The organism is Paenibacillus etheri, assembly GCF_001012825.1.
In the GTDB taxonomy this organism is placed as follows: Bacteria; Bacillota; Bacilli; order Paenibacillales; family Paenibacillaceae; genus Paenibacillus_AQ; species Paenibacillus_AQ etheri.
This window is the reverse complement of record NZ_LCZJ02000025.1, coordinates 1-23,204: the sequence shown is the minus strand read 5'-3', so window position 1 is coordinate 23,204 and position 23,204 is coordinate 1. Positions and strand designations below refer to the sequence as shown.

Annotated in this window: 23 protein-coding genes and 1 pseudogene; 14 read left to right on the top strand and 10 right to left on the bottom strand. The window is 41.9% G+C overall.

From position 1 onward, the window contains the following. Positions 1–9: 9 nt before the first annotated feature. From UQ64_RS14510 to UQ64_RS14505, 3 genes are read left to right on the top strand one after another with little or no spacing between them, the layout of a single operon-like run. Entirely contained in the window at positions 10–543 is a 534-nt protein-coding gene (locus UQ64_RS14510; protein ID WP_060624178.1) for a chromate transporter, read from the top strand. A gap of 36 nt (positions 544–579) precedes the next feature. Further along, a complete protein-coding gene (locus UQ64_RS30875) occupies positions 580–750 on the top strand; it encodes a hypothetical protein (RefSeq protein WP_156417558.1) in 171 nt (56 codons plus the stop codon). Between the two features lie 13 nt (positions 751–763). Next, entirely contained in the window at positions 764–1,153 is a 390-nt protein-coding gene (locus UQ64_RS14505; RefSeq protein ID WP_060624177.1) for a hypothetical protein, read from the top strand. Between the two features lie 79 nt (positions 1,154–1,232). On the opposite strand, the gene UQ64_RS14500 is transcribed toward UQ64_RS14505, so the two are convergent. The 5 genes from UQ64_RS14500 to UQ64_RS14480 all read right to left on the bottom strand — a co-directional run bounded on the left by UQ64_RS14500 (position 1,233) and on the right by UQ64_RS14480 (position 5,709). Then, on the bottom strand, positions 1,233–2,261 hold the full coding sequence (locus tag UQ64_RS14500) for a serine hydrolase domain-containing protein (RefSeq protein WP_060624176.1): 1,029 nt from the start codon (positions 2,259–2,261) through the stop codon (positions 1,233–1,235). 46 nt (positions 2,262–2,307) lie between these two features. Further along, the gene (locus UQ64_RS14495) at positions 2,308–3,135 is read right to left on the bottom strand and encodes a MerR family transcriptional regulator (protein WP_060624271.1); all 828 of its coding nucleotides are present in this window, start codon (positions 3,133–3,135) and stop codon (positions 2,308–2,310) included. A gap of 129 nt (positions 3,136–3,264) precedes the next feature. Further along, the gene (locus tag UQ64_RS14490; protein ID WP_060624175.1) at positions 3,265–4,272 is read right to left on the bottom strand and encodes an alpha/beta hydrolase family protein; all 1,008 of its coding nucleotides are present in this window, start codon (positions 4,270–4,272) and stop codon (positions 3,265–3,267) included. Next, complete coding sequence (locus UQ64_RS14485) at positions 4,256–4,936, bottom strand: GNAT family N-acetyltransferase (RefSeq protein ID WP_060624174.1); 681 nt, start codon at positions 4,934–4,936, stop codon at positions 4,256–4,258. Before UQ64_RS14485 ends, UQ64_RS14490 begins: the two co-directional genes overlap by 17 nt. After that, positions 4,933–5,709, bottom strand: coding sequence for a MerR family transcriptional regulator (locus UQ64_RS14480; RefSeq protein ID WP_060624173.1), 777 nt, complete (start codon positions 5,707–5,709; stop codon positions 4,933–4,935). The genes UQ64_RS14485 and UQ64_RS14480 overlap by 4 nt, the downstream gene beginning before the upstream one ends. A 394-nt stretch (positions 5,710–6,103) precedes the next feature. On the opposite strand from UQ64_RS14480, the gene UQ64_RS14475 reads away from it, so the two are divergent. Genes UQ64_RS14475 through UQ64_RS14465 form a run of 4 tightly spaced genes read left to right on the top strand, consistent with a single transcriptional unit; the run spans position 6,104 to position 10,588 of the window. Continuing rightward, positions 6,104–7,429, top strand: coding sequence for a sensor histidine kinase family protein (locus tag UQ64_RS14475; RefSeq protein ID WP_060624172.1), 1,326 nt, complete (start codon positions 6,104–6,106; stop codon positions 7,427–7,429). 35 nt (positions 7,430–7,464) lie between these two features. Further along, positions 7,465–9,093 carry an ATP-binding protein gene (locus tag UQ64_RS14470; RefSeq protein WP_060624171.1) on the top strand — a complete coding sequence of 543 codons (1,629 nt, stop codon included), beginning with the start codon at positions 7,465–7,467 and terminating at the stop codon, positions 9,091–9,093. A gap of 3 nt (positions 9,094–9,096) precedes the next feature. Beyond that, a complete protein-coding gene (locus UQ64_RS30870) occupies positions 9,097–9,234 on the top strand; it encodes a hypothetical protein (RefSeq protein ID WP_156417557.1) in 138 nt (45 codons plus the stop codon). Then, positions 9,221–10,588: an S-layer homology domain-containing protein gene (locus UQ64_RS14465; protein WP_060624170.1), complete on the top strand. Its 1,368-nt coding sequence runs from the start codon at positions 9,221–9,223 to the stop codon at positions 10,586–10,588. Before UQ64_RS30870 ends, UQ64_RS14465 begins: the two co-directional genes overlap by 14 nt. Positions 10,589–10,700: 112 nt before the next feature. Here the strand turns inward: UQ64_RS14465 and UQ64_RS14460 are convergent, their stop codons facing one another. Beyond that, on the bottom strand, positions 10,701–11,186 hold the full coding sequence (locus UQ64_RS14460) for a DUF2975 domain-containing protein (RefSeq protein ID WP_060624169.1): 486 nt from the start codon (positions 11,184–11,186) through the stop codon (positions 10,701–10,703). A gap of 274 nt (positions 11,187–11,460) precedes the next feature. On the opposite strand from UQ64_RS14460, the gene UQ64_RS14455 reads away from it, so the two are divergent. The 3 genes from UQ64_RS14455 to UQ64_RS14445 are packed head-to-tail and all read left to right on the top strand — an operon-like array spanning position 11,461 to position 12,750. Next, on the top strand, positions 11,461–11,979 hold the full coding sequence (locus UQ64_RS14455; protein WP_060624168.1) for an ankyrin repeat domain-containing protein: 519 nt from the start codon (positions 11,461–11,463) through the stop codon (positions 11,977–11,979). A gap of 1 nt (position 11,980) precedes the next feature. Beyond that, entirely contained in the window at positions 11,981–12,343 is a 363-nt protein-coding gene (locus tag UQ64_RS14450; protein ID WP_060624167.1) for a DUF4180 domain-containing protein, read from the top strand. A 29-nt stretch (positions 12,344–12,372) separates the two neighbouring features. Further along, on the top strand, positions 12,373–12,750 hold the full coding sequence (locus tag UQ64_RS14445; RefSeq protein ID WP_060624166.1) for an iron chaperone: 378 nt from the start codon (positions 12,373–12,375) through the stop codon (positions 12,748–12,750). A gap of 85 nt (positions 12,751–12,835) precedes the next feature. On the opposite strand, the gene UQ64_RS14440 is transcribed toward UQ64_RS14445, so the two are convergent. Beyond that, positions 12,836–13,774: an ArsR/SmtB family transcription factor gene (locus tag UQ64_RS14440; RefSeq protein WP_060624165.1), complete on the bottom strand. Its 939-nt coding sequence runs from the start codon at positions 13,772–13,774 to the stop codon at positions 12,836–12,838. A gap of 145 nt (positions 13,775–13,919) precedes the next feature. Here UQ64_RS14440 and UQ64_RS14435 point away from each other — a divergent pair, with 145 nt between their 5' ends. Then, on the top strand, positions 13,920–16,673 hold the full coding sequence (locus UQ64_RS14435) for a glycoside hydrolase family 2 protein (protein WP_060624164.1): 2,754 nt from the start codon (positions 13,920–13,922) through the stop codon (positions 16,671–16,673). Between the two features lie 95 nt (positions 16,674–16,768). On the opposite strand, the gene UQ64_RS14430 is transcribed toward UQ64_RS14435, so the two are convergent. Next, positions 16,769–18,463 carry a M3 family oligoendopeptidase gene (locus UQ64_RS14430; protein ID WP_060624163.1) on the bottom strand — a complete coding sequence of 565 codons (1,695 nt, stop codon included), beginning with the start codon at positions 18,461–18,463 and terminating at the stop codon, positions 16,769–16,771. A 298-nt stretch (positions 18,464–18,761) separates the two neighbouring features. Here UQ64_RS14430 and UQ64_RS14425 point away from each other — a divergent pair, with 298 nt between their 5' ends. Continuing rightward, complete coding sequence (locus UQ64_RS14425) at positions 18,762–19,184, top strand: VOC family protein (protein WP_060624162.1); 423 nt, start codon at positions 18,762–18,764, stop codon at positions 19,182–19,184. A gap of 225 nt (positions 19,185–19,409) precedes the next feature. Beyond that, the gene (locus UQ64_RS14420; RefSeq protein WP_060624161.1) at positions 19,410–20,594 is read left to right on the top strand and encodes a GntR family transcriptional regulator; all 1,185 of its coding nucleotides are present in this window, start codon (positions 19,410–19,412) and stop codon (positions 20,592–20,594) included. A gap of 226 nt (positions 20,595–20,820) precedes the next feature. Here the strand turns inward: UQ64_RS14420 and UQ64_RS14415 are convergent, their stop codons facing one another. After that, positions 20,821–22,080 carry an alpha/beta fold hydrolase gene (locus UQ64_RS14415; RefSeq protein WP_245237969.1) on the bottom strand — a complete coding sequence of 420 codons (1,260 nt, stop codon included), beginning with the start codon at positions 22,078–22,080 and terminating at the stop codon, positions 20,821–20,823. Positions 22,081–22,235: 155 nt separating this feature from the next. Continuing rightward, entirely contained in the window at positions 22,236–22,844 is a 609-nt protein-coding gene (locus UQ64_RS14410; RefSeq protein ID WP_060624160.1) for a DUF2239 family protein, read from the bottom strand. A 157-nt stretch (positions 22,845–23,001) separates the two neighbouring features. Here UQ64_RS14410 and UQ64_RS14405 point away from each other — a divergent pair. Then, positions 23,002–23,204: pseudogene (locus UQ64_RS14405) on the top strand (DUF2268 domain-containing putative Zn-dependent protease); the annotation flags it as partial.

The window sequence follows — 23,204 nt, the reverse complement described above, 5'->3', positions numbered from 1 at the left end:
GGAAGCTTTGTGATTTGGAATTTATTTTTTATCTTTATTAAAATTGGACTGCTCTCCTTTGGGGGAGGGTACGCCATCCTTCCGATGATTCAGCATGAAGCTATGGCTGGTGGTTGGTTATCCGAAAAGGAATTTCAAGAGGTGGTTTCCATCGCAGGGATGTCACCGGGCCCTGTTGCAACTAACAGTGCAACCTTAATCGGATATCGTGTAGCTGGAATTGAAGGAGCGATTGTGTCCACATTAGGCATGGTTCTGCCTTCATTAATCATCATCATTGTTATTTCCATCTTTTTTTATCGGGTGAGGGACAGTCAATGGATTAAAACGTTATTTTATGGTTTGCGACCAGTGATTACAGGTTTGATTGCCTATGCTGCGATTCGTTTTGGCTTAAATAGCATGGAACACGCTTTTGTTACTTGGCAGACCATTGGCATGTTGATCATTGTATTTGCTGCACTTTATGGTTTAATGAAATATAAGCTGCATCCGCTTACCATTATCGTTGCCTCTGGCATTCTTGGTGTAGCCTTTTTTTAGACAGAGCCGGGACGATCCCAGATTGGAGGTAAGTACATGTCAGAGAATATACGGGCTTGCTGTTCAGCTAGTCGAAATCAAGTCGAGCGGCAAGGGTCCATCGAGGGATGTAAGGAGAACACAACTATGCAAAGACTAGAAGGGGATAAAGATTTCTCGGATATTTTACTCTACCAGAAGAGTGGGCTGAGGCTAGAAGAGCTATAGAGGAGGATTGCTAATGAGTTATGATTTGATGGCATTCGAGACGTCTAAAGCACCGCAAGAGAGAGCAGCGTTTATGAAATGGTATGAGCAGCAAGTGCAGTGGTCGGAAGACCATGCCTATAATGATCCATCAGTTTTATCGGAGGCGCTGCAGCGCTTTTATAGTGAGTTGTCCGAGCAATTTCCTAATATGAATGTAGAGGATGAGATTTTTGAGGCGATGGAGGAAGCCGGAACGGATAACCGGCTAACTGACTACTCGCTTGGCTCCTCTGTTATCTATGCGGCTTTCGCTTATTCCGTGGTGGAGGAAGCCTATCCGGCGATGCGGGAGTTGGCTATAAAACACAAAGTAGGATTTTTTGATGTAAGCAGCAACGAAGGCGATATCATATTCCCTTGAAGCAAAATGATTTAGAGTGTAGACGCTGATTGCTCTTCTTGATGTTAATGAAGTGGCAATCAGCACGTTTCTACCTTATTTACTCTAACACAGACGGAATAATACAATCCTTAATCAGAGGCCACCGGTCAAGAGGCTGAAGTGTGAATTCTGAGGCGATGGTTACGACAAGATCCTTTTCTGGAATGCAGCAAATGACATTACCACCATCACCTAACGCTGAGTAGGTGTAAACCCCGTCTTCTTCACGTAGCCACCACAAATAACCGTAATGATTAGGGTTCATCGCTGTTGATTCCTCAATCCATGTCTCCGAAATGATCTGATTATTCTCCCATTTTCCACGGTTCAAATATAATAAACCAAAACGCGACATATCGCGTGGAGACAACGTAAGTCCCCATCCTCCCGTGGTGATACGATTTGGATCTTCCACCCAACCTTTCACATTTACCCCAAACAAATCATCAAACTCAAATGACCTCATTTCATAATCCGTGATTTCTTTCATTCCGATAGGTTTAAATAAACGTTCGTTGGCGAACTCACGGGCACTTTTTCCAGTGCTTCGCGTGATGATGGCAGATAGCAGATGTGCTCCAGCGGTGGAATATTTAAAAGAGCCAATAGTTCCTTGTTGACCCAGTATATCCAGCGTATATTTTACCCAGTCAGGCAACATACACATTTGCTCCAGCGGTTCATGCCAGTCCTCGAAAGCATAGGGAGCTGTCATGGTGAGCAAATGGCGTATTGTGATTTCTCGTTTTTGTAAATTGGCAGCAGTATCATCAGGAACATAGTCGGGGAAAAAATCCAGCACCTTCTGATCAACATGCTTGATATATCCTGCATCAATGGCAATACCAATCAGAGCGGATACGATGCTTTTCGTTACAGAAGCCACATGATGCAGATCTTTCGGACCATAGCCATTATAGTATTGTTCATAGGCAATATATCCATTTCTCACCACTACAATTCCGTTTATATTACTATAGTCGGATTTAATCTTCGCTTCTAGTGCTGAAAGTAGTTCAGCATCCATTCCTAAGGTAGCTGGATCTGACGTTTGCCAGTCTGTCGTGGGCCAGTAGTTTCTATTCATTTAGGTAACTCCTTATATTTAAATTTTGGTGTGAATATCAGTGTAGCTACGATCTTTTCTTAACAGGAAAATACACCTCAGTAACAAGATCCTCAGGATCCGTAGTTTGCGTGGGGTCTGTTATATATTTTTCATAGGGGGAGCTCACCAAATCATAACCTTCATTTTCTATCCATTCTGTGAGCTTCGCATAAACCGATGTTAATTCTGAATAAGGGCCCTTATAAACAGACTTCGCACACAGCCCTTCACGTAATTCTCTCGTACCTTTTACGATCTCCTCAATAGGTAGGGCAAACTCTGTATCATTTCCGGCAGGATTATATTCCTCACTGTGATAAATTGTTATTGGCGTGCCAAGCAAAGTGAGTTTATCAGTGGCGATTTTTTCATATAGCCTGCTAAAATAATGTCCATAACCTAACGTATAGTCATCACTGCTCAACATCTGACGTGTAAAAAGAATATTCATAGGCTGAGTTTCAACAAGCTGAACTTTTATCTCATTCAGGTAGGACATCATGGGAATGCCTTTCTCCAAATTAATAACATCATTATTGATTTGTTTTAGGGTGAATTCATAAGTCCGTAGTTTTTCCTGTATTTCTCTTTTTTTTAGATTTAGGGCTACATAAAGTCTCTCTTCAGATTTATCTTGTTCCCATTCCAGAATGTCTTTAATTTCTTCAAGCGAAAAATAATAAGACTTTAAACGGTTAATAAAGAGCATTTTTTTTAGTTGTTTGATGGAATAATACCTATAACCATTCTCAGGATTAATCTCATCAGGATGAATTAATCCAATTTCATCATAATATCGCAGCGTTTTGGTTGACACTTCGCATATCTTCGAGAATTCTCCTATGGACAGCAACAATCTCATCTCCATTTCTTCGATATTTAATGATATATAAACTTTGAATGTCACTGGTCTGTTCAATTCCACTATGGACCTTTCCCTAAGGGTAAAGTCAATAGCCAGACTTCTTATCTGAGAATAGGTTTACGGAAGTGTCTTCACAAATCGGCATAGATCATTTAAATATTGATCGTCCAGCAATAGTCGTGGAAAGAAAACAGCGGTTAAATAAGCCCTTAAGGGGGATGCGGCATTCTTCTTTGACAGCATAGAGTGGTCAGCGTTGGCAAAATAAGAGACTGAGAGTAAGCTGACAGGTATTTTTTCACGGTAAATACGTTCGGTTTCCTCAATATCTACATTGATATCCTGACCGCCGAGTACTAAATGGACAGGAGCATTGAAGTAACTAAGTTCTTCAGTAGCATCTGACTTATAATTTTTGGTGATAAATGTCCATCTTTCTCTTGAAATCAAATCCTCGGAATCTGCAATTCGCAAGTAATCTTCATAAGATGCTCGTTCATTAAGTAATTGTAAGACTTGAACGTTCTCATGTTCTTTCGCTTGGATCTCATATTCTGAGAAGCCTTGTTGTTTCATTTCTAGTCTTGTATTGTATTTACCTTGAGAAATCCAGTTCACGGCAGGCGATACAAGAATACTGAACGCGATATCAGGAACTTCTCTTACAATCTTGGGAATCACCCATCCGGCTTGACTTGCTCCCCATAAACCAATAGATTGCGTATCAATCATCGGTAAGGACTTCGCCCAGTTAATCGCAGATATCGTTTCCTGAGCACGATCTTCCATACTTTGTTCCAACCAGTTACCAGAAGAGCCATCAATACCAGGCTTGTTAAGAGACAACGAAGCATATCCGGCAGATGCGAATTTCTCCCACAAAGGTTTATATCCATCATCGTATGTGTCATTTATGGGGCCATCACCATGAACAAAAACTACTAGCCCAACGGTTCCAGAGTATTTTTCTGGCAGTATTAAAGTTCCTGTTAGCGTACCATGAGCCGTTTCAATTTCTATCCTTTGCTCAGCCATTACATAGGAGTGCTGCTTTAATACGAATAAGACGGAAGCTAACATTAAACCAGTGATTATCCATGCGGTGAATTTAATATTTGTTTTCATTTATTGAACTCCTAGGGTGTAGCGGTAAACTCCGCGTCATATAAAGCCAATTAGCCTCTTTAAATAGTAGGTGTCTAATCCCGCTATAGTTAGATTGATTGATACCAAAGTCCATCTGTTGGTACATATGAATGGCTCGTTTATTATTTTCAGCAACATGTAGTGTTAATTTGTTCACTTCGGAATGATTGTTTACACAATCTATTGCCCAACTAAGCAACTGCTTGCCGATTCCTTTATTGCGGTGGCTTGAACGAACGGCCAAGTGCTCGATATAACATTCTTTTGCCCGCGGCTGATAATTCAAAAAATATAATCCGGCCATTAACTTGCATACATTTAGATATCCAAACTGCTTGAATAATTGTGAAATGGGACTAGGGTGAGATGGTTTTATTTTACTTCTGTCTGACGATCGGGCGCTCTTCCACTTTAAGCTGAGCGTACCGACAACTTCTCCATTTTCTTTGGCGACGAATTGTTGTGATGATTCCAGGTGTTGATCATGTTCCCAGAGTCCAAAGAGTAGTTCAGTAATATCATCGTCCGCCAGTGGGATGAGGGAGTGGAACTTACCATGGAACGCATCCACTAAAAGACTGCACACTGCTCTATGGTCTTGCTCTTGGTAACGAGTAATTGTAATCTTGTTCAGACTTATCATGCTACACCGTCAGAGTCATGCTTGATTTTAATTTGAATTTCATAATGAAGCTTGTCATTGTTGAACATGGATAGATATGATTTTTCCAATAGGATCAATTGTCCCTGAATTGTATAGTGATGCTCTGTTATATAGTGTTCCAGTTGAGCAATCTCACGTTCAATATCCTGATCATCCGTCACGAAAAATGATTTATATAGATAACTACCTTTTTCTAGAATGATGTCCGGTGTGTGAATGCTTTCATAACATAAGGATATTTGTTCAGAATCGTATAAATAATGCAGATCTGTTTCAAATAAATGAGACAGTAGCGGTTTTTTTTCATACAGACTTCGAGCGGTGAGTGACTCATCTTGCTGTAGTTCCATCCACTTTTTTAGATGACGAGTATCCAATTGTTTAATGTGATATCTGTCTTCTAGAATGTCGGAGTGCTCGTATTCCTTAAGTACCTTTTGCAAAAACTGTTGCAACAACATTAACTGATTTATTTCTGAGCTTATTTTACTTAGAGATTGCTTCATAAGCTGATGATAGTCATTTGTGGAGAAGCTATTCATACTTTTGTTAATTGTGCTGACTGGTATGTTCAATTTGCGGAGCAATAAGATTTGGGCCAACTGATAAATCTCATTAATCCCGTACATCCGGTATTGATTGCTATCGGTATAGGCTGGAAATAGAATTTCTTTTTCCTCAAAATATCGAATTTGGTGCACAGATACATTCATAAGTTTTGAAAGTTCACCAATCGTAATGTGCTGATTCAATGGCGGTACTCCTATCTGTTGGGTATTTGCTGAATACATTAACTATAAACCTTAGGTCTGACCTAAGGTCAAGCATGGATTATAGTCAGATGGGCAGAGATGCCGTTTTTTTATTTTGTCGAAACATGAAGGAAAACAGAAAATTTTATAGAATTATTTTATCGTCATCTATAATCTATCTTGTTTGTATTGCTATCCAATGTTTAATCCAAGTGTTGCACGATACCCCAAGCGTATGCTGTAGCTTAACTTCACCATAGAAAAGGGGCCTACGATGCTCAAAAGGACATTACTTATTTATTTAATTGCTTTCCTCTCGTTAGCAACAATTCCACTCTCTCTTTTAATAGACAACGATCAACATGTAAATCGCCATCAAGTTCAGAAGGGGAGCATGGATCTTTCAACGTGGGATTACCAACAACAAAAGATCATCAAGCTAGACGGGGAGTGGGAATTCTATTGGAACCAGCTGCTAATGCGTGAGCATTTTATAGAATCAAGCACAGTCAAACCAGCCCCAACAGCCTGGATGGAGGTCCCCTCACGATGGAATGGCAAAGTGATTGATGGACAACCATTACCTGCATTCGGTTCTGCTACTTATCGGATGGTGCTGAAAAACTTACCTGTAAACGGTGTGTTTGCCTTAAAAAAAACGAATATCCGTTTTTCAAGTGCGATATATGTGAATGGACATCTACTCATTGAAGATGGAAAGCCTGCAATCAGTACAGCCGATTACCAGTCGGGGAATATCCCGCAGATCGGGCTGTTTTCGTCTGAAAAGGGTGATGTTGAGATCATCATTCAAGTTTCTAACTATGAATATGTAAATGCAAGTATTCCGGTATCTCTTACTTTTGGCGAGGAAGCAGCTATGCTGGAGAACCAGCAGAAGAGTACGGCCCGTGAATTTAGCACGGTTGCAATATTGGGAACATTATCGCTTATTTTTGTCATCTGTTTTGTGGCGGCTGCTTTATACCGTAAGAAGGATTACTCCTTACTTGTGTTTGCTATTATTTGTTTACTGCTTGCGATCTATCATGGCTTGATTGGAGAACGTTCACTGTTACTGTTTTTCCCAAATCTTTCGTTCATTGTGTTATACAAGGTGAAGGATATTAGCTCCATATCATGTTTTATTGTTCTGGCTATATTTTTCTACCAAATGCACAAAAGCATAATCTCTTTAAAACTTACGCAACTCGTAACGATTATACTAGGCAGCTTTATAATTCTGGTAGCGATCCTGCCTATTCGTACATATACACTCTTCTCTTCGTATGTGATTATTGTATATGAATTGATGTTAATTTGGATGTTGTATAGAGTAGCTATCCTGTATATTAGAAGCGCAGAAGTAAACCGGATCAAATCGTTGCTGCTTTTCTTAGCGATTCTTGCTATCAATCTGTACTCCATAGATGTAATTCTGTTTGCACTTTCGATAAAAGAGAATCTTTGGCTCGGACAGTTTTACATTGTAGCCTTTAATATCATTATGATCGTTCTGATTGTTCTCCGTTTTTTCGAGGCTTATCATACGATAGATGAAATGAAAAACCAGCTGATCGGTCTGGACAAAATTAAGGACGAGTTTCTCTCCAATACCTCTCATGAGCTGAAGACACCACTAAATGCCATAGTAAACATTACTGCTACACTACTTAATGGGGTTGAGGGTCCGGTTCCGAAAGGCAAGCGCAGAATCTAGCAATCGTAATGGGAAGTGGAAGAAGATTAACTTATATGGTAAACGAACTACTCGATTATTCCAAAATGAAACATGGGGATATCACGTTATATAAAAGCACCCTAGATCTGAAAGCTGTTATTGATTCTGTCATTGGCATTCATTCGTTCCTGCTCGGAGAAAAGTCGATCCTTCTCGTAAACAATGTCGCTTCTGATTTCCCTCCAGTGCATGCAGATGGCAACCGTTTGATTCAGATTTTGCACAACCTGGTAGATAATGCGATTAAATTCACGGAGCAGGGTGAAATAAATATTAGTGCCAGAGTTACTCATGAATGGGTTGAAGTTCGTGTGGCAGACTCGGGAATCGGAATTGCGCCGGATATGCAGAAACGTATTTTTATGGCCTTTGAGCAGGTGGACGAAGCTGAAATTCATAGTCATGGTGGAACAGGTCTCGGACTAAGCATTACCAAGAAGCTAGTGGAGTTACATGGCGGGAGCATTAGAGTGGACTCTGTTGCAGGTAAAGGTTCGGTCTTTATATTTACTCTTCCACGGTGGGATCAAACATCTAATCAAGTCACGGGCCCAATCGTGGAAAAGACTCTTCCTTATAGAGAAGTTTTCTTTCCGCGCCAGGAGTATCCTATATATATCAAAGGTAAAATCAATGAGCCGATTTTGGTCGTGGACGATGATTTTGCCAACCTGCAATCTATGATCAACTTGTTCAGGCTAGAGGGATATTCCATTGTTGTTGTGAACCGCGGGCAGCTGGCACTTGATGAGTTAGCGAAGAATTCAGACTTCTTCCTCGTTGTTCTGGACATTACAATGCCGGATATTTCTGGCTATGAGGTTCTGCAAAAGATTAGAGAGAGATTCACACCCTTTGAGCTGCCTGTATTAATGCTGACGGCGAAGAATAGAGTTAGCGATATGAAAATGTCCATGGACAATGGGGCAAATGATTATGTGGGGAAGCCGTTTGAAGCGGAAGAATTAATGGCGCGTGTGAAAAGTCTGACCCGATTGAGAGCTTCTGTGAAGAAAGCTAAAGATACCGAAATTGCCTTTTTACGTTCTCAGATCAAACCTCATTTCTTGTACAATGCCCTGAATTCAATTGCTGCATTATGTGTGGAAGAACCTGAGCAGGCGGAAGAATTAACACTGGAGCTGTCGCAGTATTTGAGAAGCAGCTTTGACTTCAAACAGTTGGATTCGTTAACCTCCCTGGAGAGTGAGCTAGAGCTGGTTAAAGCATATATTAATATTGAAAAAGTGCGCTTTGGTACTAGATTACAAGTGGAATATGATATAACCGCAAATACGGATAGCCGGATTCCCCCACTTATCCTACAACCATTAGTAGAAAATGCTATAAGACATGGACTGATGTCCAATTTACGGGGAGGAAAGGTAACTATATCTGTGAAAGAGTCGGATCCTTCTGTGGTCAGCTTTGTTGTAGAAGATGATGGATGCGGAATGAGTGAACACAAGCTGGAGGAAATGATGAAATCAGATGTAGATAAAAGAGGCGTAGGGCTGTGGAATATTAGTCAGCGCATCAAACTTCTTTATGGAAAAAACATTCGTATACAAAGTGTTGAAGGAAAAGGTACACGGGTTTCTTTTGATATCCCCAAACAGCATATGAAGCGGATAGGAGGTTGAAGTATGCTGCGAGCCATTATCGTTGATGATGAGGAATTATCAGTAAAGCGCTTAAAAAGGATATTATCTCAGAGTGGAGAAATTGAAGTAAACGATACTTTTCTGGATCCTACGGAAGCCTATGAGTTTGGCTGGCATTAGCGAATCATCTGCAGAATCCAATACAGTCATCCCGAGCGCTCCATCCAGTGTTGATGTTCCTTCTCAACCAACTCCATCAGCAACGCCGGCTCCTGTGGCAAATGATGCTTCTATTCTAATCAATGGTAAAGCAGAAACCGTGGGAACCGCGACAAATGGTAACCGGAATGATCAAACGCTAACCACTATTGCTTTAGATCAGAAGAAGCTGGAAGACAAGCTCGCCGCTGAAGGTAAAGGTACGGTGGTGGTTTCTATCTCTGCCAATCGACCATCTGATGTTATAGTTGGCGAACTAAATGGTCAAATGGTTAAAAATATGCAGGGAAATCAAGCAGTGCTTGAAATCAAAACCGGAAATGCGACATTTACACTGCCTGCTGGGCAGATTAATATTGACGCCTTATCCGAGCAGATTGGTAAGTCTGTAGCTTTACAAGATATTAAAATACAGATTGAGATTAGCACACCTACAGCCGATCAAGTTAGGGCATTAGGAGCTGCTGCTCAAAAAGGATCATTTTCATTAGTCGGCGCACCAGTAAACTTTACAGCTAGAGGTATTTACGGAGATAAGAGTACTGAACTTTCTCAATTCAATACGTATGTGAAACGTACGATTGCTATTCCGGAGGGGATGGACCCGAATAAGATTACAACTGGAGTATACGTTGATGCAGATGGAACAGCACATCATGTACCTACTAAAGTAGTTGTTATTGACGGCAAATACTTTGCTACCATCAACAGCCTTAGTGGCGGTACTTATTCTGTAATCTGGCATCCACTTGAATTTAGCGATGTTGCTGATCACTGGGCAAAAGAGGCAGTGAATGATATGGGTTCCCGATTAGTCATCGAGGGAACTGGCACTGGCCAATTCACTCCTGACCAAGCTATTACCCGTGCAGAGTTTGCGGCAATTGTTGTACGAGGCCTCGGACTTGAATTGGATCAAGCGGCAACATCTTTTGCGGATGTGAAATCTACGGATTGGTACAACGGCGCAATCAATACAGCCTTTGCATATCAATTAATCAATGGATTTGAAGATGGCATGTTCCGCCCTGATGACCAAATTACCCGTGAACAAGCGATGTTAATTATCGCCAAAGCGATGAAAATTACAGCGCTAAAGGCTAAACATTCTGGTCAATCCGCTGACGGATTCTTGAACCCATATACCGATGCCGGTAAAGCATCTGATTGGGCGATTAGCGCAATTACTGACTGCTTGCAGGCAGGCGTAATCATGGGACGAAGCAGCAATGTGCTTGCTCCCAAAGATGATATGACCAGAGCTGAGGTTGCAGCGATCGTTAAGCGGCTACTTCAAAAGTCTGATTTAATTTAAAAAGTGACTCACAAGATACGTTGAAAAAAGAGTATTCATTCGATAACCTTCGAATTGAATACTCTTTTGTTTTAGGCTAAATTAAATTCTAATGTTGATATTTGACCGTTAATCATACATTTTTTTGCTTTATATCGGGGGCATTTTTTAATGGCTTTTGAAGTGCGTCCACAATGGCTGCGATGATACTTGTTGCTAAAAGACCCATTAGACATAATGATGTAGGACCCGCTGCATCATCACTATCTGTAACTTTAGCAAGCACCCTTAAGCTTACTATTCCTAACAAAATGAGGAAAATGACTGTAAAAGCACATTTCTTTATGATCTTCAAAGATTGAAGGGATAATTCAGAGAAAGCATTGTTCTTTTCGATGTTGTTTAATAGTTTATATGCTTGGTACAGCGCAACAGAAAACGCAATACAGAATCCGTAAGCACATACTAAAAAGGGAATCAGGAAGTAAGTCGTATCTGGATGTACTCTTGCATCTCTTACCGCTATCTCAGGCAACCAGATACACAAAGCAAGCACTGCAATTCCAACCAGAAAAATAATTACTTTTAAGAAAGTGGTTGAACCTCGTTTAACATTCATTTAAAACACCTCACTTATTTAATAACTTCATGATTTTAGCATTTAATTTATTGATTTACAATAAAATTGTATTGTTTTTTATGTTTGCTATTGTTTTGAAATAGTTGAAAGTATAAGTTTCACGCTATACATTATCCTTATATTTTTACGAGAAATGATTATCGTCTTTAAAAGACGACAACGTCGTTTCTCCTTGTTAGCAGGAGAATGGCTTAACTATCCAGAAAAAATAAGCTAAATCATTTCTTCATCAATTGAAAAGGGGCGAAATCTAATGGAACTACGGCAAAGTATTAATGAAGTTTTTCAGTCGGCACAACATGGCGATGCTGCACGGCTAACAGAAATTTTAGAATTCCATCCGGCTCTTGCAAATACAGAAAATAGCGAAGGTCTTACTCCTTTGGGATATGCAGCACATTTCGGTAAAGAAGCAGCGGTGCAGGTATTGATAGACTATGGTGCTGAGGTTGATGCAGTATCCCATTCCAAGATTAGTTTCATTCCTTCTAATACTGCACTTCATGCTGCAATTGCTGGGGAGCGGGATATGGGTGTTATCCAACTGCTATTGAACAAGGGTGCTCAAACACATATTTTTGATAGCGGTGGACATACTGCCTTGCATTCTGCAGCTTTTCATGCGGATAATGTGGAGATGATCCGTTTGTTAATTGAATACGGAGCTGACATCCATGCTAAAATTGAAGGTGGCGAATCAGTATTAGCTGTAGCCATCCAACAAGGCAACCACAACGTTAAGGAGTTTCTAATTGAAAAAGGAGCCATTTAGAATGCAAATCACATTAAACCGCAAAGACAATTCAACAGTAGCTTTAATCTCAAGTAGGGGTATCGTAATCCATAATGTAAATGATGCATTGGATCTAATGGCAAACGTTAGATATCAAGAATGCGATAAGATGATTCTAAAAAAAGAGCAAATCACGGATGATTTTTTTGAGTTAAAGACGGGAATTGCCGGAGAGATTCTTCAAAAATATACAAACTATCAGATGCGAGTTGCTATTGTAGGAGAATTTACTGGCTATAATAGTAAAAGTCTGAATGATTTTATTTACGAATGCAATCAAGGAAATAAAATATTGTTCAAGAATACAGAAGCTGAGGCTTTGACAGCACTTCATCGAAGTTAAATAAACTTATAACAGAGAGGGGACTTAACGTGGAAGGCAAAATTACGTATGAATCAATCGATGACTATATTTCTAAGTTTCCACTTGAGATTCAGGAGATGCTTAGTACTATAAGAAAAGTTATAAAGGAAGCGGCACCTGAAGCAAAAGAAAAGATTAGTTATCAGATGCCTACTTTTGAACTGCACGGAAATCTGGTGCATTTTGCTGTTTTCAAAAACCATATTGGATTTTATCCAACGCCTAATGGGATTGATGCTTTTAGAGAAGAATTATCAGTCTATAAAGGAGCAAAAGGATCCGTTCAATTCCCTCTTAATCAGCCGATGCCCTATGAATTAATTAGTAAGATCGTGAAATTTAGAGTGGCTGAGAATATCAAAAAAGCTGAAGATAAGCGTAAGTAATTGGTGTGTAAAGAAAACATTGTCCACTGGCACACCTGAAGCTTTCGATCTACTCTGGTTTCAGGTGTGCAATTCTTACGTGTTATCATGTACCCGATACTGAACGACGCACAAACGACAGGATGATATCCTGTGAGTAGTCTCCGAAACCACTTCCGAATAGATTAAGTCCTCGTCTATTGAGGGTATCCTCGCGAATCTCAAAGCGTACACGAATGGGTTCATTAAATGCCAGCTTTAGTGAGCTAATTGTAGTAGGGGATGAAGCAATCCCATTAATTTTACTACCATGTTCAGAGATACTCCACTCTGTCAGCATTCCATATTCAGTACCACTCTTCCAACGTTCGGGTGTCAACTTTCCTTTCCGGTTACCGAAATCTGATGGACAAGTCCAAGTACCGACATGCAGGTCATTTAAAGTTAATGTGATGTCGCTTGCCCAATCCTCGCGGAATGCAGGTGCTTCGGAACAAACCTCAGCCGAAATCCGAATCTCATCTAGCTCAACGCCAGGGGGCAGTGGATTGGCAAAATAGTATTCGACATAGCCGGAGTCAGCGAACCATAAGAGAGATGCATCAACTCGTTCAGGCATATAGAATACCCGTGGATCATCCTGTGAACCGATGATTCCGCCGTCTTTTCCAGCCATACCACAAGAGGGTTGAATAGAACAGTGGGAGAACATCCCGATCGGCATATGTATTTCTTCTGTTTGATGCAGCCCATCGCCTAGCTTCGAGGGGAGATCGAGATGGATGGACCGGCAGGTGACTGCGCATATTTTCTCGCGATTTGCACCTGGTGTAGATGAGATTAAGTTAACTTGCTCTAGGGTCTGTACATTGATTGAAATTGTAGGTTGAGCTACGCCAAGTGTCTCGGCCAATTGACTGACACTCATGGGCTTGTCACCAAGGGCTTCAAGAATGCGGACTCTGACATCTCCAGAAAGTGCTTTAGCAACATCTAAGATACGTGATGCGGGGTACCGTATCGTTTCTTGCGAAATATCATTCATGGGTTGTATTCCTTTTCGTTAGGATAGGTTGAGGATATTGTACACTGAAGAGTTTATATTGTAAAATTATAATATACATTGCAAATTTTATATACTGATGCTAAAATGAGCTCAACTTCTTATTTTGAAAGGCTGTGGTCATATCATGACAACCTCCGTACTCAATGTTGAGAGTCTTCCGATTCCTCGTCCCGAACATCCGCATCCACATTGGCAGCGCAACGAATGGATGAATTTGAATGGGGAATGGTCATTTAGCTTTGATCCGAGCAATGAAGGAATTAGTAATCATTGGTATTCCAATTCTGAAATCGCTTACAGTTCGAGGATTACTGTCCCATTTTCTTGGGTCAGTCCATTATCCGGTATTGGCAGTGATCATAAAGGGATAGGATGGTATCGGCGGACCTTAAAATGGCAGCCTATCGACTCACAGACACGACTATTTTTGCGATTCGGGGCAGTAGATTATTCATGTGATGTTTGGATAAACGGAGTGCATGTTGGTTCACACCAAGGTGGATATGGTTCGTTTGAGTTTGAAGTTACGCAGTACTGGGTTGAAGATTTAGACAATATAATTGTCGTTAGAGTTGAGGACTTCGATCATGATTACCAAGCGCGTGGCAAACAGGGTTATGGAGAAATTCGCGGAATCTGGCAGCCTGTATGGCTAGAATCTCGGCCCCAGACTTATATGAAAGATGCTAAGTTTGTGACCACTATTGATGGGCAAGTGAACGTGACTACAAGAATCTTTGCACAAGAAACTGGTCCGGCAGAGTTCAAGCTGCAATTCGCAGAGCATTCCATATTGCATACTGAAAAAATAGATCTTATCGCAGGGGAGAATGAATTTAAGCTCTCTATTCATATTACCGATCCAAAATTGTGGAGTCCAGATACACCTTATTTGTACGAAGGCGAACTACAACTTAGCGGATCTTTTGGCACAGACACAGTCAGCACCTATTTCGGAATTCGAGAAATCCAAACTGTTCGCTTTGATGAGCGTGGTTATCGCTGGGTTACTCTTAATGGTAAGCCGATTTATTTAAATGGTACCCTTGACCAGTCTTATCACAAAACGGGGTATTTCACTTATCCGTCTGATGAAGACATGCGGGATGAAATCTATTTAATGAAACGATTGGGATTGAACTTTGTGCGTATTCATATCAAGCCAGAGGAACCACGCAAACTATATTGGGCGGATAAGCTGGGTATTCTGGTGATGGAAGACATGCCTTGCTTTTGGGGAAATCCGGATGAAAAAGCGCGTTCCGCGTATGAATGTGAAGCACTTGAGATTATTGAACGAGACTATAATCATCCATCGATTTTCTCTTGGGTAATGTTTAACGAGACATGGGGCTTGAAAACGAACGCTCAGGACACTAGTCTGACGAGTGATGTACAGCAGCAGGCCAGTTATCTAAAAGAAACACAGGAATGGGTTCGGGAAAAATATCGCTGGGCTAAACGGCTTGATCCAACAAGAATCGTTGAAGATAACTCCCCTTGCAACTATGATCATGTGGAGTCTGATATCAATACTTGGCATTTCTACATTAACGGTTATGATCAGCTTCGTGACCATTTGAACGAGGTTGTAGCTAAAACATTTCCGGGTTCAGACTTTAACTGTATCGGAGGCAATGTACAATCAGATGCCCCGTTAATGAACAGCGAATGTGGTAATGTGTGGGGTATTGAAGGTGGTGCAGGGGACAGTGATTTAGCATGGCATTACCGTTATATGATGAATGAATTCCGGCGGCATGATAAGCTATGTGGTTTCGTATTTACCGAATTTCGCGATGTTACGAACGAGTTCAATGGTTATTATCGGTTAGACGGCAGCGATAAAGATTTTGGTTATGATGCCTTTGTTCCCGGTATGACGATTTCTAATCTGCATTCTCCGGACTTCATCGTGATCGATGCACCGCCATGCCAGACAATAAGCGCAAAGGATGAAGTTAAAATTCCGCTCCTTCGTTCCAGCTTCTCAGATAAATATCATGGACAGCATTTACAGGTGAAGTGGGAACTTTGGTACGACAATTTGGGAACACGAATTGTTGCACAAAGTGAGCATATGTCAGTAAATTGGGACGGATATGGAGTAGAAGATTTACCCTCACTGCATGTCATTATGCCTGATCTGGATGCAGTTGCAGTGCTGGCAGTTTCCTTAATAAATAATAAGGGAGAGGTAATCACTCGCAACTTCATTACGTTTGATGTTAGAAGCGGTAATCAGGGGGGGAGGTTTGAAGGGGATGGAGATTGTATTAGTATCCCTGTGGATGCCTATAAAGAACACAACTTTGAACAACAATGGGAAGCTATTCAACGCGCAAAAATCAACGGGGCAGGTCAAGGCAAATATGTATATGATGTAGCTCTTCCAGATGGTATGGAGAAAAAGATGATTGGCGAGATCGAAATTATGTTCGAAGCCAGTGCTAAGCGAGTGTTGGCTCGAAATGTTGAAGGTGCAAAGCAAAATGAAATGGGACTTGATCTTATGCACGGAGCAGATGCCAGGGTGGAGTATAATCCGAATACCTACTACATGACCGATGAAGGACGTCATCCTTCACGTGTGAATGTTCTGGTAGAAGGTCAACAGATTGGCTCCTTCTATTTGCCGGATGATCCTGCAGACAGCCGGGGCGTATTGTCTTGGCATTATCAGCCAATAGCGAATAAGTTGGATGAGGCTGGCTCTTACGGCTATCTATGCAAGGTATGTGTACCAGGGCAGTTAGCAGCTAAACTAGATCGCAATCGTAGTTTCCGCTTAGAGCTTCAAGCAGAGGGCGGAGGCATAGCCTTATATGGTCGCAATGCGGGGCGTTACCCCATAGATTTATTGATTCGTTATCGATAATATATATGGGTGAAGTTGGATAATTCAATTAAAAAAAGCAATCCAAGCCATAAGGCAAGGATTGCTTTTTTATGATGAGCTTAACAGAGAATGGATTAAAGCTCTTTATCATTAATGCTGTTCAGCCAGCCTTCAATATCCCCAATAACGGAGCTAATGCAGCCATCTTCAAATGGTGAAGTCAGACCCGCAAGTTCAACCAGTTTTATAAAAGACTTGCTGCCTCCAGCTTGGCATAACTCCAAATAATCGCTCCAAGCAGATTTGAAATCTTCGTTCGAACGCTTCCAGAACTGGAAGGCACATAGCTGTGCTAGTGTATAGTCAATGTAGTAGAACGGTGAGGCAAAGATATGGCCTTGTTTATGCCAGAAACCGCCTTGTTCCAGATAAGTGTTACCTTCATAATTACGATGTGGCAAGTATTTCTTCTCGATGTCTCTCCAAGCTTGCTTACGTTCAGCAGGGGTTGCTTCAGGGTTGCTATAAACAAAATGTTGGAATTCATCGACAGATACCCCGTAAGGAATAAACTGAAGGCTGTCAGATAAGTGATTGAAGCGGTATTTATCCGCATCTTCCTCAAAGAACAAATTCATCCAAGGCCAAGCGAAAAATTCCATACTCATGGAATGAATCTCACATGCTTCATAGGTTGGAAAAGCATACTCTGGCACATTAATATTGCGGCTTTCATAAACCTGGAACGCATGACCCACTTCGTGAGTTAAGACATCAATATCCCCAGAGGTTCCGTTGAAATTCGAGAAAATAAAAGGGGCTTGGTATTGGCTGAAATAGGTGCAATATCCGCCGCCTTGTTTTCCTTTTTTGCTTACTAAATCCACCAGATTATTATCCAGCATGAAGGTGAAGAATTCATCCGTTTCAGGGGAAAGTTCCTTGTACATCTTCTTACCGTTAGCTACTATCCAGTCTGGATCTCCTTTAGGGGTAGCGTTCCCGGTCTTAAAGCTAAAGTTCTCGTCGTAATATTTCAAATCATCGAGACCCAGGCGTTCAGTCTGACGTTTCTTCAATTGCAGGGATACAGGTACGATATATTCAAGAACTTGTTTGCGGAAATTAGCAACCATTTCAGCATTATAGTCGGTACGCATCATTCGGTCATACCCTAGCTGAACAAAGTTGCTATATCCAAGCTTTTTAGCTATGCGGTCACGGACCTTAACCAGCTCGTCATAGATACGGTCAAACTCAGCCTCATGTTCGGACATAAAACCAAAACGAGCTTCTGAAGCACTTTTACGCATATCACGGTCTGTAGACAATTCGAAAGGTGCGAGTTGAGGAAGTGTACGCTCTTCACCTTCAAAAAGAATCTTGGCGGATGCGATAAGCTGAGAGTATTCTGTTGAAAGTTTGTTCTCCAATTGTAAATCTTCAATGATTTCCGGACTAAATGTCCGCAGCGAAACTTCAGCAAGCTGGAGTAACTGCGCACCCCATTCCTTTTCAAACTCGGCTCTATATTTGGAATGTACGAGTGCTTTGTAGTAGTCGGTTATGTATTCCTGAACGACAGGCCCGATTTCGTCCATGAATTCTTGTTCGGCTTTGTAAAATTCATCCGTCGTGTTGATAGAATGGCGAACGCTAACCAATGTCTGCATAGTATCAAACTCATTGCGAAGCTTGTTAATGGCAGTGACGGAAGCTTTTTGTACCTCTAATGGTGATGTGTCGTTGAGATCTTTCAGCAGGGTGTTAAAGTCTTGCTTAAACTTCTCTACATCCGGTCGCTCATAGCGGTAATCATCAAATTTCATAAAAAATCAACTTCCTTTCTATACCAGATAGTCTCTATTATATAATCTGAACAGCCATTTACGATAGACCTGTGTAAGCTTTTTATGGTCGAAAAAAGAACAAATGTACAAAAGTGTAAAAACTTGTTAAGCGGAATGTGGTTTGATATTATCTAAGAATATAATAGATCTCATCAAGAGAAAATGGACCATCCAGATATGCGAGAGCAGATGAAGACGTTTTGGGAAGAAGTACTGAACACAATTAATGAGCGCACTCGTACAATTTAACGAAGCGAAAATAGGAGGCTTGATATAGATGAAACCCCGAATTACAGTAATAACACTAGGCGTGGATGATTTGGAGAGAGCTTTGGTTTTTTACAGGGATGGATTAGGATTCCCGACCGAAGGGATCATTGGCAAAGAGTTTGAACATGGAGCGGTTGCCTTTTTTGATTTGCAGGCAGGCTTGAAGCTGGCTCTTTGGAATCGGAAAGATATGGCCTATGAGGCAAAGGTTCCATTATCCCCAGCCAGTTCAACAGAAATAACGATTGGCCACAATGTAGGAAGTAAAAAGGAAGCAGATCAGGTTATGGAGCTAGCTCAAAAGGCTGGTGCGAAGATCGTTGACCCTTTACATGATACCTTTTGGGGAGGATATTCCGGTCACTTTATGGACCCCGATGGGCATTTGTGGGAAGTCGCATGGAATCCAGAATGGGAGCTCGACAATTAAAGGAGTCTATTCAGAGCTTTGTTACTTAGCCTCTCTTAAACCGTATTCTTTGAATACGGTTTATCTCTGTTTCTATACGAATATTAGAGTTTTTCCACTTTACACTATGCACCCTTCCTCCCTCTTTTTTAATTGCTTCAGTACAAATGTCGACAAACTTAATATATCATGATATATTATTATATGTAAAGATGAAAAAATTAGAGTCAGGAGATAACGAAAGTTATGAATGAGACGACATCATCCAAACCGATGTATGAAAAAATATTTGATGAAGTGAAGCAGCTTATTGTTAATAAATCCTATGGACAAGGGGAGCGAGTTCCTTCAGAAAAAGAGCTGGCTGAAACCTATAATGTAAGTCGGATTACGAGTAAAAAAGCTCTGGAAATGCTCGCCGCCGAGCATTTGATTGTGAGAAAACCGGGAAGAGGTTCTTTTGTAGCTGATCCAGCAATCGATTACATAGAATCAGCTATGTCTCCTGAGACGGCCTCCGATGGAATTGCTTTTAATTCCTTTAACCATGAGGAAAAGACGATTGGTCTGATTATTACCGACTTTGGCAACAGTTATGGCACTGGGTTGATTTATGGAATGGAACAGGCTTCCCGTGATAATGATTGTTTTCTCGTTCTACGAAGAACATTTGGCATACCGGAGAACGAAGAACAGTCTATTCAAAAGCTGCTCAGCTTGGGTGTGGATGGTCTGATTGTTTTTCCGGCTCAAGGTGAATTTTTTAATGCTGAGATTCTGAAATTGGTGATCGGGCGTTTTCCTTTAGTTCTGGTAGATCGCCATTTGAAAGGTGTCGCAGCCGCTTCGATCGGTACTGATAATATACACGCAGCGCTTAAAGGGACGGAGTACTTATTTGATCTCGGGCATACTCATATCTCATTTCTCTCTCCGCCTCCAGCGGATACGACGGCTCTTGAGGAGCGGGTGGAGGGATTTATACAAGCACATGCGGAGCGGGGGATAGCTGTGGATAAGGGGTTGTGGGTTAGTGATTTAACCTCAACATTACCTAATTCCTTTAATGATGAGAATATTGAGCACGATATCTCACGGCTAGTTTCTCATTTACAAGAGAATCCAACAATAACGGCGCTTTTTGCCGTGGAATATAATATTGCCCTGCTGGCTAGAACTGCGGTTGAACGACTTGGTCTGCGGATTCCAGAGGATATTTCGATCATTTGCTTTGATAGCCCACCAACTCCACTAGGGTCTGGTTATGCGTTCACTCATTTGCGGCAGAACGAAGAAGAAATGGGGCGACTCGCAGTTGAAAATGTATTGAAAATAATGAATGGCCAGACTGTATCGAACAAGATAATGCTGGAAGCTGAGTTGATTTCTGGTGAATCTACGGGTCCTGCTAAACCATCCAAATCTAATTAGTGTCAGAAGAAAATAAAGTGTTAGACTGAAAATTATCAAAACCTAAACTTAAGGAAATCAAATAAAATAAAGGGTTCTACATATTATGCATAACTAATATGTAGAACCCTTTATTTTTAACTATCGTGTCCCGTTTAGTTCAATGAATAAGCGCTGCGCCCCTGGGCCTACTCAGCTCTATTGGGCACTGCGGGACTCCAGTTGGTTGCTATTCAGGAAGCACGTGTCAATTGCGACGGGCCGTTCGCTCTATGCCATCAGCGATTACTTTGTACAGTTGGTGCGGTAAGTCGTGTCCCATGCCTTTAACCAACATTAGCTCAGCGCCCGGAATGGCAGAAGCCGTGTCCTCGCCACACGCCGGGACGAACAGGGGATCGTCCACCCCATGAATGACAAGTGTTGGTACTTTTATGGTCGCCAGCCGCGGACGACGATCACCGGAGACAGCGATCGCAGCAATTTGTCGTCCAACACTGCCTGGGTCGTAGGCTCGCTGGACTTCCTCCAGAATGAGCGCCCGATATGCGTCCTCTTCAAACGGATAGCCGGTGCCGGCGATACGTTTGGCAAAAGAGACGCTGTGCGCCAAAAATCCTGCTTCATCCTCAAATGGGTTCGGCGCTGGTTTAGTCATCATCGCCATCACATCCGGGGAAGTTTGCGGAAGTGTGGGATTACCGGAACTGGACATAATGGAGGTGAGTGATAAAACCCGTTCAGGGTACTCACTGGCAGCAATCTGGGCAATCATTCCGCCCATCGACCTGCCAACGAAATGTGCCTGGTCAATTGAAAGGGCATCGAGTAGTCCGATAGCGTCGTTGGACAAGTCATCGAGAGTGTAAGGGATGTCCGGTCGCTTTCCCGACATGAGAGCAGTCGCCAGTGCGTCAAAATCCAGCGTCGGATAATGGCTAAAATGCGTCGAGCAACCTACGTCGCGATTGTCAAAGCGGATTACGCGAAAGCCCCGCGCTGCTAATATCCGACAAAACGAATCCGTCCATCGGATCATCTGGGTTCCAAGCCCGGCGATTAGGATAATAGCCTCGTCATTTTCGTTACCAAAACTGTCATAGGCCAATTCGACGCTTTTGACTTTCAGAATGTTCATGATTATGTTCTCCTCCAATTCATTCGGTATTGTAAGTTCTGTCATAGGCAGAAGGCGTGAATCTTCGATCGCTGCAGTCCGATGCCCGATACCGGCCATGTAGTCTTGATGACTTGAAAAAGCAAGAAACGACTGCGCGCTGCTCTGGCGGATCATCATGACAAGATCCCATCTTTCGTCTTCGGGTCCGATAAGAAACTCTCCGCCATCGCCAAGAAACATGATTTCACCTCCGCTTTCACAGAGAAATAGGAGGGTGTGCTCGATATAGCGGTTGAAAGCTTCGGCACCGCTGATTGGGACCTCCGGTGTTAGTTCAGGATTGGCTGTGTAATGAGCAACATCACGAAAACGCATGAGGTTCAACATGACGATGCTGCTTTCAATGCCTCGCTGTATGAACCTCATGCCAGCACGTTGCGATGGTTCGATGTAAATTAAATTCAAATTCTGTCATAGTGTGGCTCCTTTCGTTGTTCCTTTTTTTATTCTAAATTCTTTACGCATACACATTCTTTCGTTCATTAGTTCCCTTCAGGGAATGCATTAGCGGCTAATCTTTTGATATGGTTTCTGATATCAGGTGCCCAGTCATCGATGCAGTGGTAAAAACGATCCAAATCACCAGCATACAGTGCCCGCAGAGCTTCTTCGTATTGATGGAAGTTCCCGGCCATAGCTGTCATAAAGTGATATGTTACTTCTTGTGCCTCTCGTATCTTGCTCTGTTTTCCTCCAACACGGCGAGCATCACCAACGAGTTCTCGTAATGTTACCGACGCTCCTCCAGGTTGACTCTTCAGCCATTCCCAATCTTTTGGCAATAATGTAACCTCACCGGATACAACCCCCAGCTTGGGTCGACCGACCCGCCGTGAAGGCTGGTGATTCATTTCCGTACCGGGCAAGTCGCCAAACTGCTCCCCTAATCGTTTGAGCACGTCATCTGTCTTCCCACGAAAATCAACATCTATTTGCTTCCCTGTGGTATCGTCAAATATAAGCAGCTGTGTGAGGTTTCTGTCATCCAGAGTATCCTTCACTGTAGAAACAACGTGCTGTAACGAACCACTGGCGACGACTCCCGCACCCAAAAATGCCGTGTAGCAAAAGCGCGTTTGATCATTTCTCATCCTGTAGATCCTCCTCTGAATGCTCCGCTAATTTTACCCGGGTAAAAATAAAAAGTCAATATTACCCGGGTAAAATATATTATGTCGTTTGTTATGGAGGGATTAAATGCAAAAGACGCGGCCTAAGAGAAACCGCGCTGTGAGGGCTAGTGTTTTCACCGTTAATTTGGGCGAGCTCATTGTAAGTGAAGGATTAGCTGAAAACTATGCTACGTTCATGTTTGGCGAAGAATTGCTCGGCCCTTGGGTAACGAAAACAAACGCAGACACACTTAACAGGCGCATAAAGCCTGTCCTTAGAGAGCAATTGCAATTAACAGGGTTTGATAAATTTGCTCCGTATCTTTACGGTGACGAGAT